Consider the following 15,451-nt stretch of genomic DNA (forward strand, 5'->3'; position numbering starts at 1 on the left):
ACCCCGGGCGCCGGGGCCGGGATTCCGGCCGGACTACCGCACCGTCCGACGCCGGGCAATGGCCAACAAGGCGACGCCGAGCAAAACTGTGCCGCCGGCAAGGCCCGCCATCGGCAGCAGCACCCCCGCACCGGTATCCGGCAACCGTCCTGAGCCGGCCGAAACCACAATGGGCCGCGCTGGTGGATTTACGGCAGGCTGGGCCGGCGGATTTACGGCAGGCTGGGCCGGCGGATTTACGGCGGGCTGGGCCGGCGGTACTGCAGCCCGGGCATCAATGGTGAACGCTACGAGCAGCGGGTCCGAGGCCACGCCGTCGACCGATTGGGTGACGGACAGCGTGTGCGCCCCCACGGCGAGGCCTGAAGGGAACGGGACGCTCCAGCGCCCGCCTGCCACGAGGACCTGCGGAACGAAGGACCGGACCACTGCCCGGGCCCCGGTCCCGGCGCCGCCGGCACCGGCGTGTGCAGCGCCCACGGGTGCCCCGTCGATCGAGACGATGACGTCGGCGCCGTCAACGCCCGTTCCGGAAATCGAGGAGGGAAGCGCGTCCTGGCGGAAGTGCCAGCCGTCCGGGACAGTGGTTTCCGCAGGCGCGGGGGGAATGACAGTGAAAGTTTTGCTGGATGAAGGGCTGTCCGCAATACCCGGGGACGAGAGAGTGGCGGTCGCCGTCACTTTCCCGAAGGCCGGCCGCTCCACCGGAACGGTCCATTGACCGTCCAAAGCCACCGTCCCTGTCCCGGCCACGTCACCGGAGAGCGTCACGACAGCGCCGGGCATTCCCGTTCCGGCAACACTGCCCAGGCCCGGCAGGGCGGCGTCCGCCGGCGTCGTTATTCCAGGCGCAGGCAGGGGCGCCGGTGAGACGGTGGCGGTGAAGGACGCGGGTCCAGAATGGCTGAAGCCGTTCACGGTCTCGGCCGAGAAGGCCAGTTGCCCGGCCGGCAGCGGAGCCCGGAAAGTCCAGTTGCCGGCAGAGTCGACCGGGACCTCCGTTGGCGCCTGGTTGGCAACTGTGATGCGGACCTTTGAGTTGGCGGCTACGGCCGATGCCGGGGCTGCCAGAACCCTGCCGGTGAGGTCCTCCCCGGCCCTGACTGTCAGGTTCACCGGCGCCACAAGCTCGGGTTTGTTCAGGAACAGCTGGAGCTCCACGGCGGTGGGGAATGCGGTCAGGGCGTCCTCCAGCGTGGTGGCGATCGCGAAGTTCTCGCCGGAAGTTTCGCCGGCCGAGTGGGTGCCGACGGCGAAGTTGCCGCTGATCCAGGGACCGCCGGAGTCGCCGCCGCTGGATTGGACGTTTTTGGACAAAAAGCCGCGGAAGGCCCGCAGATCCTCCGCGGCGGCCGTCCTTCCACCCACCACGTAGACACCGGTTTCTTCCACCTGCCCGCAGGACCATCCCGTGGTCCGGCCGGACCGGCACACCTCCTGGCCCTGGAACGGTGCGACCACGCCAATGATCTTCACGGCTGATGGGCCCGGGTTGGCGGCACTGGCCCAGGTGGTGGCGGCGGGTTGCACGTTGACTCCGCCGTCGAGTGACTCGATGACGGCGATGTCGGTGCCCACGTTGCCGGGGGCCTGCTCACTGCCGGTGATCCAGCTGTTGAGCGGCCCGCCGAACTGGCTGAAGCCAAATCTGCCGAGCGGGGCGCGGGTGCCCGGCAGCGGCGCCGACCCGCCGGCTGTGGCGGAGACAGGCGGCTCGAGTTCGGCCACCCGTGCCGTACCGTCTTCGGCGCAGTGACCAGCTGTCAGCACCAGGGGCAGCCCCGCCGCGCTGAACGCGCCGAACCCGGTCGAGCAAATCGTCCGCCGGTCAATGATGTAGCCTTCCCCGCCGTAAACGTCCGCTTCGGTGGTGAGCGGCAACGCCTGTTCGAGTCGGACGTTGGTATAGCGGGCCACAAAGCTGGCCGCGGAGATTTTCCCTGGCGCCGAGTTAATCGTCGGCTCGCTCGGCTGGTCGGGGGCCGGGGAAAGCTCGGCTTCGGCAGCGTTTGTTCCGCCGGTGCGGATAACGAACCGGCCGGCGGAGTAGGCCACGGCTTGCAGACCGGCCGGCCCCACCTCGCGGACGTAGTCCTGGAACAGCTGCTCGGTGTTGGACGCCACCAGCTCGGCCGCCGAAGGTGCGGGAGTGGGAGCCGTCGAAGGTGCAGGAGTGGGCGCGGGAGTGGGTGCAGCCGTGGGCACGTCCGTGGGCGCGGCCGGCGACGCAGCGGAAGGCGCCTCGAGCACAAACACATCCGCAGCGCCGTTGCCGTTCAGCTCATCGACCCGGGCGCGCAGCTCGGGGCCGCTGCCCTCGATGTGGATCTTTCCGGCCCGCAGGCTGATGCCCAGGTAGCCGGGCAACTCCCGCAGCGACGGAACGGCATCGGCCGCGGTCCGGCCCAGCTGGCCTGCTGCATTGAACTCCTCGAGCGTGATGCCCAGGTCGCGCCGGATGGCCTCGGCGAGTCCGGCATCGCTGATTCCCGGCGCTGCGGTGACGGCTGGCGCGCCCGGAGCGTCAGCTGCGGTCGTGGTGGAACCAGCGGCCGCAGCTGCCGGCGTCGTTGGTGCGGCAGGGGACGCCTGCGCGGATGCTGCGGGAGCGGCTGACGGAGCGGGGTCCGTCCCGCCGGCTTCGGCCAGGGCAGGAACGGCGTAGAACGATCCGGCGAGCGCGATCGCGGCAGCCGCGACCGCCCGCACTGTCAGCTGAAACGTCGGAGTCTTCACCCGGTTACTCTAGCGCCCCAATTTGGCCACGATGGCGCCCAGATCCCGGTCCGTTAGGCCATTGTGACGGATGAAGTCACCGGGCTTCACCTGGCGGACAAAGTGCTGCAGGCTTTCCAAGCGCTGTTCGAGCAGCGGCGCGAGGACTTCCTCGGGCAGGTACCGCTCGTGCGGATGCGGGACCGCCGACATCCGGTGGTGCTCGTTGATGCCGCGCATTGCCTGCTCGTAGCTCTTGGAAATGACGGCCTCTCCTGCTCCGGCAAGGTCCTGGAGCATGGCAGCGATCATCCCGCTGCGGTCCCGGCCGGCGGAACAATGGATCACAACTCCGCCGCGCGCATCGGCTACGGCTTTGAAGACGGCGGCAAGCTTCTCCGGGAAGATCCGGGCGTTGTCCGCGTAGTAGGCCGGATCGTTGAGGTAGGGAACGCAGAGCTTCCGGAATTCGCTGTTGCCGGGGTCCTCGGTGGGGGCGTGCACGACGTCGAAGGCGGACAGGCTTGCCGCGCCCACCCGCGGATCGGTCGGGCGGCGGCGGATCTCCTCGGGATTGCGCAGATCAATCACCGTCCGGACGCCGGCGTTGTAGACCTGCTCCCAGCCCGCCTCGGTAAGCCATTCGCGCCGGCCCATGCGGAACACTCCGCCGGCGATGTGCCAGGCGTTGACCGCGCCGGCCCACTCCATCGCCTCGGGCGCCGTCGTCACCGTAACTTGGCCAGTCTGACCTCGAGGGCGTTCCGGACCATGGGCCACTCGTGTTCCAGGATGGAAAAGACCGCCGTGTCCCGGAGCGCGCCGTCGCTGCTGCGGGTGTGGCTGCGGAGCACACCGTCCTGTTTCGCGCCCAGCCGCGCGATCGCCTCGCGGGACTGGTGGTTGAGCCAGTGGGTCCGGAACTCGACGGCGGGGCAGCCCAGCGCTTCGAAGGCATGCCGGAGCAGGAGCAGTTTGGAGTCCGGGTTGCTGCCGCTGCCGTGGGCGGACGCCGCGTTCCAGGTGGAGCCGATTTCCACCCGCGGCGTGGCGGCATCGATGTTCATGTAGGTGGTCATGCCGATCACCCGGCCCGGTCCGCCGGTGGTGGGGTCAAGCAGCCGCGTTGTAAAGGGCAGCATGTCGCCGCTGTCCTGCAGGGCCAGGCGCCGCTCAATCTCGGCGGCCATCTGGTCAGGGCCGGGCACTGACGTGTACCAGAGGTTCCACAGTTCGCCGTCGCTGGCGGCCTGGACGAGGCCGTCGTGGTGGTCCGGGCGCAACGGTTCCAGCACGACGTATTTTCCGGTCAGGGTGATGGGAGCGATTGCGGGGGTAGTCACTGCACCATCATAAATGCGCGGGCCGGCCTAAATGCCGGGGCCGGGAACCAGTTGGCCCACCAACGTTTCTTCCACTGTTTCGGTCACAATGCAGGGAGTTCTGGATAGGCTGGGGCCATGATCACAGTCACCGGCACGGTCCGTTCCCCGTTGGAGGCCGGCAAGGCCTTCGCGTACCTCTCCGCCTTCGAACACACGCCGGAGTGGGACCCGGGAACACCGGTGGCCAAGAAACTCTCCGACGGGCCGGTCGCCGTGGGGCACCGCTATCACGCCGAAGCGGAGTTCCGCGGCAAGCGCCAAACGCTGATCTACGAGGTCGTGGAGTTGGCAGGTACCCTCATCAAGCTGCGCGGCGAAAACAAGACGGTCATTTCCGTCGATACGATCGACGTTAAGCCTTCGGGATCCGGTTCGGAAGTCCGTTATACGGCGGAATTCCGGCTCAAGGGATGGCTTAAGGTCGCAGAACCGTTTATGAAACCAGCGTTCCAGTCCCTGGCCGACCCCGCCATGGCCGGCATGAAAAAAGCCCTAGACTCACAGGCGTCGCAGTAGCGGCCCGAGCTGAAACAGGAGCACACCGTGACATCCCAGAATCCGGATCCCCTGGAGAACAACCTCACCGGCTTGGAACCCGGAGGCGGTGTGCCTCCGGGTGAGACGCCACCGGGCGAGGGGACCTCGGTGGGACCGCAGGGGCCGCGGATCCGCGAGGACCGGGGGTTCGGCCAGTACCTCTGGATCCTTATGATCGCCGTGGTGGTGCTCTTTGTGTTGCTTTTCTTCGTCGGCTACATCGTGGGGATCCTCGGGTAGCTGGTCAGTTCACTCGGTCCAGTTGAAAAAGCCCTTGCCGGACTTGCGGCCGAGTTCTCCTCGGGCGACTTTGTCCCGCAGGATCTGCGGCGGGGCGAAGCGCTCCCCGAGCGTGGAGGCGAGGTATTCGGCGATGCCCAAGCGGACGTCCAGGCCTACGATGTCAGTGGTCCGCAAGGGTCCGGTGGGGTGCTTGTAGCCCAGGACCATGGCGTTGTCGATGTCCGCGGCGGATGCCACTCCCTCTTCCACCATCCGCATCGCCTCGAGGGCAATCGCGACGCCCAGCCGTGAGGACGCGAACCCGGGGGCATCGTTGACGACGACGGCGGTCTTGCCCAGCGCCTCAACCCAGCCGCGGGCCGCCTGGGTCAGCTGGCTTGAGGTGTGCTCGCCGAGCACCACCTCGATCAGGGTCGAGGCCGGCACGGGATTAAAGAAGTGCAGGCCGAGGAAGTTCTGCGGACGCTTCAGCTCACGGGCCAAGCCGTTGACGGACAGCGACGACGTGTTCGAGGCGAGATAGGCGTCGGCACCGAGCCGGGCCTCAATCCCCCGCAGGGCGCTGACCTTGAGGTCCCAGTCCTCGGGGACGGCCTCGATGACCAGCTGGCGGTCCTTGAAGTCGTTGTAGTCCACCGTCACCGCGAGCCGCGAGACCATCTCGTCCAGGTTCCCGTCGGTGGCGCCACGCTCGATGCTCTTGGCCGCTGCTGATTCCACCCGTTCGCGGGCAGCCTCGGCGGACTCCTCGTCGCGCTCGACGACGAGGACGTTGGCGCCGTTGACCAGGAAGGCGTGTGCGATCCCGGCGCCCATCCGGCCGCCGCCCAGCACCCCGACGAAGTCTGGCAGGGCGCCGCCGGGAAGGTTAGCGGAGTGTGCGGAGTTGTTCATCGTCAATTCTTCTTCCGGTTTTCCTGCGCGGAGGTCCTGGCGTCTTGCTGTGCAGGCTTCTTCGCTGACTTCTTGTCCAGAAATGCCTGCATACGGTCGAACTTGGCCTGCGATTCAAACAGGATGCCCTGCGCCAGCTGGTCGATCAGCGGGTGGGCCTCGGCCGGCGCGTGGAACACCGATTTGGTGATCCGGACCGCGAGGGGATCCTGGCCCGCGATCCTGTCGGCCAGGGCATGGGCGGCCGCCATCAGCCCGGAAGCCTCGTGGATCTCGGTCATGAGGTTGACGGCAAGGGCCCGCTCGGCGCGTAGCACCGTGCCGGCCAGCAGCATTTCCTTGGCCACCGGTTCCCCCACCAGCTCCTTCAGGCGCCAGCTCGCGCCGGCTGCGGCGAGGATGCCCAGGCCCGTCTCCGGGTTGCCGATCCGCACGGACGGGGTGCCGATCCGGAAGTCCGCGGCGTACGCCAGCTCGGCGCCGCCACCCAGGCAAAAGCCGTCCAGGGCTGCAATGACGGGCATTGGGAGTTTGGCGATACGCACGAAGATGGTGGAGTTGATGCCTTGGAGCGCGTCGTCGCGGCGGCGTTCGCGCAGCTGGCCGATGTCCGCCCCCGAGGCGAAGACACCTTCGGTACCGGCGATGATGAGCATCTTCGGCGACCGTTCCAGCGCGGCGCAGACAGCGTGCAGCTCATCGACCATCTGCTGGTCGATGGCGTTGCGGACCTCGGGCCGGTTGAGGAGCACCACCAGCCGGTCTTCGCGTTCGTCGATCAGCAGCGTGCTGAAATCGCGCGGGTCGAGGCCCGTCGCGGCGGCCGGCACTAGACCCGCTCCAGCAACATCGCGGTGCCCTGGCCCACGCCGATACACATCGTGGCGAGACCGATCCTGGCGTCCTCGCGCTCCATCCGCCCCAGCAAGGTGATGGCGAGCCGTGAACCGGAGGAACCCAGCGGGTGCCCGAGCGAGATCGCGCCGCCGTCGCGGTTTACGATCTCGGGGTCCAGGCCGAGCCGCCGCATGGTCGCAAGCGACTGGGTCGCGAAGGCTTCGTTGAGTTCGACGGCGCCGAGGTCGCCGACGCTGAGGCCGGTCCGCGCCAGCACTTTACGGGTCGCCGGAACCGGGCCGATGCCCATAATTTCCGGTTCGCAGCCGGCGGAGGCGCCGTCGATGATCCGGGCCCGAGGCGTCAGGCCAAGCCTCTTGATGGCTGCTTCGGACGCGACGATGATGGCGGAGGCGCCGTCGTTCAGGGTGGAGGAATTTCCGGCCGTGACTACCGAACCGCCGGCGACGACGGGGCGAAGGCCCGCGAGAACGTCAATTGTGGTGCCGGCCCGGGGCCCCTCGTCGGTGTCGACAACGGTTTTTCCCTTGCGCGTCGTAACCGTTACCGGGACAATCTCGTCGGCGAAGCGGCCCGCGGCGATGGCCGCGAGGGAGCGTTCATGGGAGCGGACGGCGAAGGCGTCGGCGTCCTCGCGGGTGATCCCGTCCACGCGGGCGACTTCTTCCGCCGTTTCCGGCATGGAGTAGGTCATCTTCCCGTCCCGGGAAAGTTCGCCCTGCTGGAAGAGCGGGTTGACGAAGCGCCATCCGATGGACGTATCAAAGATCTGCCCCGGTTTCGCGAAGGCGGCCTGGGGCTTCTCCTGGACCCAGGGGGCGCGGCTCATGGATTCGACACCGCCGGCGATCACGATGTCCGCTGCTCCGGACTTGATCATCTGGCTGGCCATAATGATGGCGCTGAGGCCCGAGGCGCAGAGCCGGTTCACGGTGATGCCGGGGATGTGCAGCGGCAGTCCGGCCAGGATGGTGGCCATCCGGGCGACGTTGCGGTTTTCCTCGCCGGCGCCGTTGGCGTTGCCAAGGATGACCTCATCGATGGCCTCCGGGTCCAGCCCGGCCCGGGCGACGGCCTCGCGGATCACCAAGGCGGCCAGGTCATCGGGGCGGACCGCGGAGAGTGCTCCGCCATACCGGCCCACAGCGGTGCGGGCACCGCCTACGAGAAATGCCTGAGGTCCTGCAACTGCTGATGCCATGGGTACACCCTTCACGCGATAAACAGCACTGTCATCGAAAAGAACTCTCATCGGCGGCGGAACCAGGTTCGGACCGCTAGCGCGCCAATTTACCGACCGTTCGTTCTATAAAGATTACACGGCACCGCAAGGGGGTCAATCGGGGCCGGGCTGGATTACGCGACGACGACGCCGAGGTGACTGGCCATTAATGGCGCCAGCAGGCCCAGCTGGTAATCGTCGATCACAAGGCCGGCGAGGCTTTCGAGTCCGGCGATGGCGCGGAAGTCCGTGCCCCGGATGTCAAAGTCCTTCAGCCTGGCGCCGGCAAGGTCGAGGGTGCCGATGGTGCAGTTCTTCAGGGCTACCCGCGTCGCCAGGCAGGAACCCAGGTCCAGCTCGTTGATGATGCAGTCGCTGATTTGCACGTCCGTGAGCTTGGAACCACGGAGGTTCAGATAATCGAGTTTGCCGCCGTCGATCCGTACTGACTGCCAGCCGCTCTCGTACAGTTCCGCTGAACCCCAGCGCGGGTTGGCGATCTCGACGTCGCGCAGGGTGCTTCGGGCCGCCATAAATACCGGGGCGTACACCTCGGCCAGGATGCAATCCCGGAAAGAGGCGCCCCGCAGCTGGGTCTCGTTGAACGAAACGCCGCGGAAGTCGCACTCGGCAAAGTCGGTGCCGCCGAGTTCCAGGCCGTCGGCGGATAACTTGCCGTACCGGACGCCGTCGTAGCGCTCACCGGAACGCAGTGCCGGCGACGGGTCGTCCCTGAGGTCCGTCAGCCGGACCGGACTGAGCCGCGGCGCCGTCACCTTGGGCGGCGGGGGCGTCCCGGTGCTGCGCCCCATCAGAGCGACTCGGCCTTGGCCGCGATTTCTGCCAGGTCCTTGGCGAGCGCCTTTCGGGTGATGCGCATTCCCAGCTTTCCAAAAAGTGCCATTAACAGCCCGGTCATCCGGGAAGGGTTCAGCACATCGGCGCTAAACGTCAGCGTCAGGTCCGTGCCGCCGTCGCGCTCGGCAAGCGTAAAGCGTGTGGTGTACTCCGTCGGTCCCTGCACGGCCTTCACCGTTGTGCTCCGGGGCGGATCGGCCCGGGCCACCCACATTTCCACCGTTTCCGCCCGCCCCATCATGGTGCGGGTTTCTTTCCAGCGCGTCCCCTCGCTGTAGGGGCCTTGCGAGAGCATCTGGATCGAGGTGATGCCGGAAAGTGTCGCGGCCGAACCGGGGATGTCGGAAATGACGGCCCATACCTTGTCCGTCGACGCGTTGACATGCTGGGTCAGGCTGGTTGTGTGGTCCATGGCATCGAGCCTAGCCCGGCTCCGGTGCGCATTTCATCCCTCGTTCGCGGCCGGGCCCTTGAATTACTAAGCATGCTTTGTGTTATGGTGGGGAGACGTTGTATTTCAACCGGAAACGAGAGGTGGTTTACACCATGGGTATCGGCGACAAGGTTCAGAACGAAGCACAGCACCTCGGCGGCAAGGCCAAGGAAGCTGCGGGCAACGCCACCAACAACGACGAAATGCGTGCCGAGGGCCAGAAGGACCAGGTCGCAGCCGACGCAAAGAAGGTCGGCGAAAACGTCAAGGACGCCTTCAAGAAGGATTAGTCCGTACAAAAGGCGGCGGTGGACATTCCTTTGGGGGATGTCCACCGCCGCTTTTTTGTGCCGGCCCAGGGCTCTGGTGCCACTCGCGCCGCCGCAGCTTAAACGAACGACGGCGGCCCCTCACCGGAGGACCGCCGTCGCCTGCGCACTTGCCCGGAAGGCTAGTTGAAGAGCGCGTTCTTCGGTTCGTTGTCCTTGACCTTCTGCCAGCCGAGCCACAGCAGGAGTGCGAAGAACGGGATGGTCGCCAATGTCCAAAGACCAAGGTGGAAGACTTCGCCGCCCTTGCTGGTCATGGTGTCGAAGCCGATCAGCACCGTGATAAGCAGCAGGGCAATCAAGCCTGCCCAGCTGGCCCAGACTCCGCCGGGCGCCAGCAGGGAGGAGACCTTGCCCTTGGTTTTCCGCAGCGCTATCTGGCTGGCGAAGATGGCAGCCCAGGTGAAGATCACACCGACCGAGGCCGAGTTCAGCGCCAGGTCAAAGGCATACGAGCCGCCGAGCCAGATATTAAGCAGGATCCCGACTAGGTAAACGCCGCCGATGGCCAGGATGGCGGCGTACGGCACGTGGCTCTTGGACATCCTGGTCAGCCACTGCGGAGCATGCCCGTTGTTGGCCATGGTCCGGAAAATCCGGCCGATCGAGTACAGGCCCGAGTTGCACGAGGAGAGGGCGGCGGTGATGACAATCATGTTCATCACATCGCCCATCCAGCCGAGGCCCATCTGGCCGAACACTGTGACAAACGGCGAGGTGCCGGCAACGTACTGGTCCGACGGCAGCAGCATGGCCAGCAGCGTCACGGAACCGACGTAGAACACCACGATCCGGAAGACAACAGCGCGGATGGCCTTGGGCACTTCTTTGGCCGGATCCTGCATTTCACCGGCAGTGACGCCAACGAGCTCAATGCCGTTGTAGGCGAAGATCACCGCGTTCAGCACCAGGATCATCACGAGCCCGCCCTTGGGGAACATGCCCCCCTCAGCGGCGAACAGGTTGCTGACCGAGGCGTTGCCGTCGCCCACCTGGGCGTTGGTGATCACCATAAAAGTACCGACGGCCAAGAAGATGAGGATCGCACCGACCTTGAGGACGGAGGCCCAGAATTCGAATTCGCCGAACGCCTTGACACTCAGGAGGTTGACGCCGACTAGCAGCAACAGCGCTGCGATGGCGGACAGTTCAACCGGCACGTTCGGGAAAAAGAACTGGAAGTACAGTCCGATCGCGATGAGCTCGGCAATGCCGGTCATGGCCCAGTTGATGAAGTACATCCAGCCGGAGACATAAGCGCCCTTTTTGCCGAACATTTCACCGGCATAGCTGACGAAGGAGCCTGACGTCTGGCGGTACATGATCAGCTCGCCCAGGGCGCGCATCAGCAGGTACGCGATGACGCCGGCCAAGGCGTAGGAGAAAATGAGCGACGGACCGGTGGAGGCCAGGCGCCCGCCGGCGCCCATAAAGAGTCCGACGCCAATGGCGCCGCCCATCGCGATCATGGTGACCTGGCGGCCGCTGAGCGACTTCTTGTAGCCCTCGGCGCTGAGAGTTGAGTCGACGACGGCGGATTGCGCCTCGGGGTTCTTAAGTTCTGTGGGGGTAGTTGATGGCACAGCTGTTTCCTTGCAGTTCGTTGTAAGGCCGGGACAGGGACAGCGGGTTCGCATACACAAATGAACGGGCCCCGACCCCCAACAGGGGCCAAGACGTGTACCGAACCTCACAAGGTCGAAGCTCGCGCGGCTCGTCTATTCTACTGGCATTTGAGACCAAACCGTGACGGGAACAACACCGGGCAGGCACTTGTACTAATTATCGACCTCATTACTGCTGTAATCCCGAATAATCTTCGATTATCATCCGCTGAATCCCCAAGGATCCGTCCATCAGACCAGGGCGCCATCCCGCATCCCGTACCGGAGCCAGTTTCCGGCTCCGGCGCCCCGCCCGGTGTCGTGACCGGAGCACGTGCTGAACCACTCCCCCAGGGCGCGGTCGTGGCTGACCAGGATCAGCGTCCCGGCGAAGTCCGAAAGAGCCGCTTCGAGCTGTTCCACCAGCACGGGCGCCAGGTGGTTGGTGGGCTCATCCACGAGCATCGTTCCATACCCGCCCAGGAGCAGGCGGGCGAGCGCCAGCCTGCGTTGTTGCCCTGCGGAAAGGCTCCCCACCGGGACGTGGAATTCGCTGGTGCGGAAAAGCCCGAGCCGCAGCAGCGCCTCGGCGTGCTCATCGATGTTGCCGCCCAGGCCCGCGGCGAAAGCGGGCAGGAGACGCATCCCGGGGTGCTGCGGGAGCTCCAGTTCCTGCTGCAGGTATCCGATCCGGCCGTGCCGCACTACGGTGCCTGTGGCCGGTTCCAGCGTGCCCGCCAGGACGGCGAGCAGCGTGGACTTGCCGGCGCCATTGGGACCGGTAATGAGGATCTTCTGGCCCGCCTCCACCCGGAGGTCCGTCGGTTCCAGGCGGCCCGGTACCGTCACTCCCGTCGCTTCAAGGGCGGGACCCGCCGCAACGTCCGCCCGAAGGTTCGTTGCCAGTTTCAGGGGCACCGGCGGACGGTCGATGGGGTTTGCCTCCAGCCGGCGGAGACGCTCCTGGGCATTGCGGACCTTGCTGGTGGCTGCCTTTTGCCACGTGCCGGCTTTGAAGTCGAACCCCATTTTGTCATTGTCGCGCTGGCGGGCGTAGCCCATCGTCCCCGCGACGGTGTCCGCCTGGAGCCGCTCGGCCGCCATCGAGTCCAGCCACCCGTGGTACTGCTGCGCCCAGCGCTGGCGCTCGGCCGACTTCTCCCGCAGATAGCCTTCGTAGCCGTTGCCGTACCGGTTGACCGTAAGGCGTTCGGCATCTACTTCAATCACTGTTGACGCTACTTTGCGCAACAGGACGCGGTCGTGGGAGACCACCACCACGGTTCCTCGGTGCGCGGCCAGCCGCGCCTCCAGCCAGGCCGTGCCGCTGGCGTCGAGGTGGTTGGTGGGTTCGTCCAGGAGGAGGATATCCGCGGGATCGGCCAGCACGCAGGCCAGCGCCACGCGTTCCTGCTCCCCGCCGGAGAGCGAGCCCAGGGTCCGCGTCCGGCCCAGACCGCCGAGGCCAAGTCGGTCCAGCGCCGCCTCTACCCGGGATTCCGCGGCGTAGCCTTCCCGCAACTGGTACTGCGTCTGCAGGTTTCCGTAGCGCTCCAGTTCGCCTGCTTCCGCTCCGGCCAGCCCGTCTTCCAGGCGCTCCAGCTCGGCCTCCATTTCGCGGAGGGATTCCAGCGCGGCATCGATCGCGTTGGACACGGTGAACGCATCAGGCAGGCCCAGGGTTTGGGCAAGGTAGCCCACGCGGCCCTGGCTGACGGCGGTGCCCTCGTCCGGGGCCTCGAGCCCGGCCAAAATCCGGAGCAGCGTGGATTTGCCCGCGCCGTTTTCGCCGACGATTGCCACATGTTCACCGGCGCTGATGGCAATGTCGACGCCGGCGAAAAGCTGGCGGTCCCCGTAACCATGGGATACGCCCGAAAGGCGGAGATGTTCGCTCAAGGAGTCCTCGCAAGTAGGTGCACGGCCAGCCCGGCGGCGGCTTGAGTCGTCAAGTATGACACCGTCGGCGGTTACTGAGGTACTGCGGCGCCGGCGGAAGTACCGGTCGGTCAGCAGGCAGGCCGTGGCGCTAGGCTGGAGGCATGGGCACCGCTCTTCGCACACCAACACCGCGGCCGGAACTGTACAGGTTCTCGCGGCTCGACTACCTCACGGCCGGCCTCTACGTCGCCGTCGCCGGATTTTTTGCCGTGTTCGGCTCACTGCTGGCGCCGCTGATGCTGCGGCTCTCGCCGAACCCGGCGGTGGCGTCGTACTCGGTGAACCTGATCTTCTACGGCGGGATCGGCATCCTGGCACTGGCCGCCGTCCGGCGCATCGCCGCTCGGGACCTCAGGGTCCTCGCCACCCGGCCGTGGTTCAGCCTGCTGATGGTCCCTCTCGCCGTGGTGGCGATGATGATTCTCACCGCGATTCTCGTCGCCGTAACCGGCCCGCCGCAGACGTCCGCCAACCAGGCGGGCCTGCAGGCGCTGATGCAGCAGGTGCCGGCCTGGCTGATGGTGCCGCTGCTGGTGATCGTGGGTCCGTTTGTGGAGGAGTACATCTTCCGCCACCTGCTGATCGGCAAGCTCAGCCGCAGGGTCAACGTCTGGGTGTGCGCCGGCTTGTCAGTTGTGTTCTTTGCGGCCCTGCATATCATTGGCCAGGAGGCGCTGGCCCTCCCGGTCCTGATGCCGTATCTCGCGATGGGCGCCGTCCTGGTATTCGTCTACGTCTGGACCGGCAAAAATGTGATGTTCTCCTACTTTGTCCACGCGTCGAAGAACCTGCTCGCGGTCATTTTCCTCTACGCCATCCCGCCGGATGTGATGGAGCAGCTCCAGAAGGTCCAGGGCTAGCCGCAGGCAGCAGCGCTGCGGGTCCGTACCGCCGTCGAAAGTGCAGATCAAGGCAGTCGCGGGCACACACACTGCCACGAGGTGTCAACTCGCGCAGCTGGCGTGGTCCGGGCCCTACCGCTGCGCGTCCCGACGTCGTAGTTTCATTCCATGACACTCAACATTCAGATCGCAGTCGACTGCCGGAACCCGCATGAGCTGGCCGGCTGGTGGGCCGAGACCCTCGCGTGGGCGGTGGAGCCGCAGGACGAGGGCTTCATCCGCTCCATGATCGAGCAGGGCTTCGCCACCGAGGCGGAGACCAAGGTCCACCACGGCAAGCTCGTTTGGCGTGACGGTGCCGCCATCCGCCCGCCTGAGGAACTCGACGCCACAGCCCCTGCCCGCCGCATCCTCTTCCAGACGGCCCCGGAGGAAAAGACAGTTAAAAACCGGATCCACTGGGACGTTAACCTGGCCGGCGCCGACAAGGACACGTTCCGCACCGCATTGGAAGCCCGCGGCGCCAGCTTCCTTTGGACCGCCAGCGAAGGACCGCATTCCTGGCACACCATGGCGGACCCTGAAGGCAACGAGTTCTGCATCAGCTGAGGCGATTACTAGACTCTGACTGTGAGCAACCAAATCCCCGCCAAGGTATCCGACGTCTTTGACCCCACCCGCTGGCGCACCGTGTCCGGCTTCGACGATTTCCAGGACATGACCTACCACCGGCAGGTGGAGCGCTCCGCGGACGGTGCCGTGGTCCGGGACCTGCCGACGGTGCGTATCGCGTTCAACCGGCCCGAGGTCCGTAACGCCTTCCGCCCCGGCACTGTCGATGAGCTCTACCGCGCCATGGACCACGCCCGGATGAGCCCGGATGTGGCCACTGTGCTGCTGACCGGCAACGGCCCCTCCGCCAAAGACGGCGGCCACTCGTTCTGCTCCGGCGGTGACCAGCGGATCCGCGGCCGCGACGGCTACCGGTACGCAGACGGCGAGACCACCGAAACCATCGACCCGGCGCGCGCCGGCCGGCTGCATATCCTTGAGGTCCAGCGGCTCATGCGCACCATGCCCAAGGTTGTCATTGCCGTTGTCAACGGCTGGGCCGCCGGCGGCGGGCATTCCCTGCATGTCGTTTCAGACCTGACCATCGCTTCCCGCGAACACGGCAAATTCAAGCAGACCGATGCCACGGTCGGCAGCTTCGACGCCGGCTACGGCTCCGCGCTGCTGGCCCGCCAGATCGGCCAGAAGGCCGCCCGCGAAATCTTCTTCCTGGCCCGCGAATATTCCGCAGAGGACATGGTCCGGATGGGCGCGGTGAACGAGGCCGTGGATCACGCACGGCTTGAGGATGTGGCGCTGGAATACGCCGCCGACATTGCCAGGCAGTCGCCGCAGGCCCTCCGGATGCTCAAGTTTGCCTTCAATCTGGCCGACGATGGCCTCGCAGGCCAGCAGGTCTTCGCCGGCGAGGCGACGCGGCTTGCCTACATGACCGACGAGGCCGTGGAGGGCAAGGAAGCCTTCCTGCAAAAGCGCGATCCGGACTGGTCCAGCTTCCCCTACTACTTCTAAGGCGGC

Annotated in this window: 16 protein-coding genes; 6 read left to right on the plus strand and 10 right to left on the minus strand. The window is 66.3% G+C overall.

Annotation, left to right across the window (positions count from 1 at the left end; all coding sequences use genetic code 11):
* Positions 1 to 33: 33 nt before the first annotated feature.
* The 3 genes from QI450_RS13520 to QI450_RS13530 are packed head-to-tail and all read right to left on the minus strand — an operon-like array spanning position 34 to position 4,058.
* The gene (locus QI450_RS13520) at positions 34 to 2,736 is read right to left on the minus strand and encodes a S1 family peptidase (RefSeq protein WP_226773133.1); all 2,703 of its coding nucleotides are present in this window, start codon (positions 2,734 to 2,736) and stop codon (positions 34 to 36) included.
* A gap of 9 nt (positions 2,737 to 2,745) precedes the next feature.
* Complete coding sequence (locus QI450_RS13525) at positions 2,746 to 3,426, minus strand: tyrosine-protein phosphatase (protein ID WP_226773146.1); 681 nt, start codon at positions 3,424 to 3,426, stop codon at positions 2,746 to 2,748.
* Positions 3,427 to 3,443: 17 nt separating this feature from the next.
* A complete protein-coding gene (locus QI450_RS13530) occupies positions 3,444 to 4,058 on the minus strand; it encodes a GNAT family protein (RefSeq protein ID WP_226773132.1) in 615 nt (204 codons plus the stop codon).
* Positions 4,059 to 4,175: 117 nt separating this feature from the next.
* Here QI450_RS13530 and QI450_RS13535 point away from each other — a divergent pair, with 117 nt between their 5' ends.
* Both QI450_RS13535 and QI450_RS13540 read left to right on the plus strand, forming a co-directional pair.
* Entirely contained in the window at positions 4,176 to 4,616 is a 441-nt protein-coding gene (locus QI450_RS13535) for an SRPBCC family protein (protein WP_226773131.1), read from the plus strand.
* 27 nt (positions 4,617 to 4,643) lie between these two features.
* Complete coding sequence (locus QI450_RS13540; RefSeq protein ID WP_226773130.1) at positions 4,644 to 4,877, plus strand: DUF6480 family protein; 234 nt, start codon at positions 4,644 to 4,646, stop codon at positions 4,875 to 4,877.
* A gap of 9 nt (positions 4,878 to 4,886) precedes the next feature.
* On the opposite strand, the gene QI450_RS13545 is transcribed toward QI450_RS13540, so the two are convergent.
* From QI450_RS13545 to QI450_RS13565, 5 genes are all read right to left on the minus strand, one after another.
* A complete protein-coding gene (locus QI450_RS13545) occupies positions 4,887 to 5,774 on the minus strand; it encodes a 3-hydroxyacyl-CoA dehydrogenase family protein (RefSeq protein WP_226773129.1) in 888 nt (295 codons plus the stop codon).
* Between the two features lie 2 nt (positions 5,775 to 5,776).
* Complete coding sequence (locus QI450_RS13550) at positions 5,777 to 6,604, minus strand: enoyl-CoA hydratase/isomerase family protein (RefSeq protein ID WP_226773128.1); 828 nt, start codon at positions 6,602 to 6,604, stop codon at positions 5,777 to 5,779.
* Complete coding sequence (locus QI450_RS13555; RefSeq protein WP_226773127.1) at positions 6,604 to 7,833, minus strand: acetyl-CoA C-acyltransferase; 1,230 nt, start codon at positions 7,831 to 7,833, stop codon at positions 6,604 to 6,606. The genes QI450_RS13550 and QI450_RS13555 overlap by 1 nt, the downstream gene beginning before the upstream one ends.
* A gap of 155 nt (positions 7,834 to 7,988) precedes the next feature.
* Positions 7,989 to 8,666, minus strand: a complete 678-nt coding sequence (locus QI450_RS13560) for a pentapeptide repeat-containing protein (protein ID WP_226773126.1) — start codon at positions 8,664 to 8,666, stop codon at positions 7,989 to 7,991.
* A complete protein-coding gene (locus QI450_RS13565) occupies positions 8,666 to 9,124 on the minus strand; it encodes an SRPBCC family protein (protein ID WP_226773125.1) in 459 nt (152 codons plus the stop codon). The genes QI450_RS13560 and QI450_RS13565 overlap by 1 nt, the downstream gene beginning before the upstream one ends.
* Before the next feature lie 134 nt (positions 9,125 to 9,258).
* Here QI450_RS13565 and QI450_RS13570 point away from each other — a divergent pair, with 134 nt between their 5' ends.
* Positions 9,259 to 9,435, plus strand: a complete 177-nt coding sequence (locus QI450_RS13570) for a CsbD family protein (RefSeq protein ID WP_226773145.1) — start codon at positions 9,259 to 9,261, stop codon at positions 9,433 to 9,435.
* A gap of 161 nt (positions 9,436 to 9,596) precedes the next feature.
* Here the strand turns inward: QI450_RS13570 and QI450_RS13575 are convergent, their stop codons facing one another.
* Together QI450_RS13575 and QI450_RS13580 are read right to left on the minus strand one after the other, a co-directional pair.
* A complete protein-coding gene (locus tag QI450_RS13575; protein WP_226773124.1) occupies positions 9,597 to 11,057 on the minus strand; it encodes an amino acid permease in 1,461 nt (486 codons plus the stop codon).
* A gap of 273 nt (positions 11,058 to 11,330) precedes the next feature.
* A complete protein-coding gene (locus tag QI450_RS13580) occupies positions 11,331 to 12,977 on the minus strand; it encodes an ABC-F family ATP-binding cassette domain-containing protein (protein ID WP_226773123.1) in 1,647 nt (548 codons plus the stop codon).
* A 143-nt stretch (positions 12,978 to 13,120) separates the two neighbouring features.
* Here QI450_RS13580 and QI450_RS13585 point away from each other — a divergent pair, with 143 nt between their 5' ends.
* The 3 genes from QI450_RS13585 (at position 13,121) to QI450_RS13595 (ending at position 15,445) form a co-directional block, all read left to right on the plus strand.
* Positions 13,121 to 13,879, plus strand: coding sequence for a CPBP family intramembrane glutamic endopeptidase (locus tag QI450_RS13585; RefSeq protein WP_226773122.1), 759 nt, complete (start codon positions 13,121 to 13,123; stop codon positions 13,877 to 13,879).
* Between the two features lie 150 nt (positions 13,880 to 14,029).
* Positions 14,030 to 14,470, plus strand: coding sequence for a VOC family protein (locus QI450_RS13590; RefSeq protein ID WP_226773121.1), 441 nt, complete (start codon positions 14,030 to 14,032; stop codon positions 14,468 to 14,470).
* Between the two features lie 21 nt (positions 14,471 to 14,491).
* Positions 14,492 to 15,445 carry a 1,4-dihydroxy-2-naphthoyl-CoA synthase gene (locus QI450_RS13595; protein ID WP_226773120.1) on the plus strand — a complete coding sequence of 318 codons (954 nt, stop codon included), beginning with the start codon at positions 14,492 to 14,494 and terminating at the stop codon, positions 15,443 to 15,445.
* Positions 15,446 to 15,451 lie beyond the last annotated feature (6 nt).

Source organism: Arthrobacter sp. EM1 (assembly GCF_029964055.1).
In the GTDB taxonomy this organism is placed as follows: Bacteria; Actinomycetota; Actinomycetes; order Actinomycetales; family Micrococcaceae; genus Arthrobacter.

Coding starts and splice junctions, on each gene's coding strand:
- QI450_RS13565 (WP_226773125.1), bottom strand. CDS start 9,124: ATGGACCACACAACCAGCCTGACCCAGCATGTCAACGCGTCGACGGAC.
- QI450_RS13545 (WP_226773129.1), bottom strand. CDS start 5,774: ATGAACAACTCCGCACACTCCGCTAACCTTCCCGGCGGCGCCCTGCCA.
- QI450_RS13585 (WP_226773122.1), top strand. CDS start 13,121: ATGGGCACCGCTCTTCGCACACCAACACCGCGGCCGGAACTGTACAGG.
- QI450_RS13590 (WP_226773121.1), top strand. CDS start 14,030: ATGACACTCAACATTCAGATCGCAGTCGACTGCCGGAACCCGCATGAG.
- QI450_RS13570 (WP_226773145.1), top strand. CDS start 9,259: ATGGGTATCGGCGACAAGGTTCAGAACGAAGCACAGCACCTCGGCGGC.
- QI450_RS13535 (WP_226773131.1), top strand. CDS start 4,176: ATGATCACAGTCACCGGCACGGTCCGTTCCCCGTTGGAGGCCGGCAAG.
- QI450_RS13525 (WP_226773146.1), bottom strand. CDS start 3,426: ATGGAGTGGGCCGGCGCGGTCAACGCCTGGCACATCGCCGGCGGAGTG.
- QI450_RS13555 (WP_226773127.1), bottom strand. CDS start 7,833: ATGGCATCAGCAGTTGCAGGACCTCAGGCATTTCTCGTAGGCGGTGCC.
- QI450_RS13560 (WP_226773126.1), bottom strand. CDS start 8,666: ATGGGGCGCAGCACCGGGACGCCCCCGCCGCCCAAGGTGACGGCGCCG.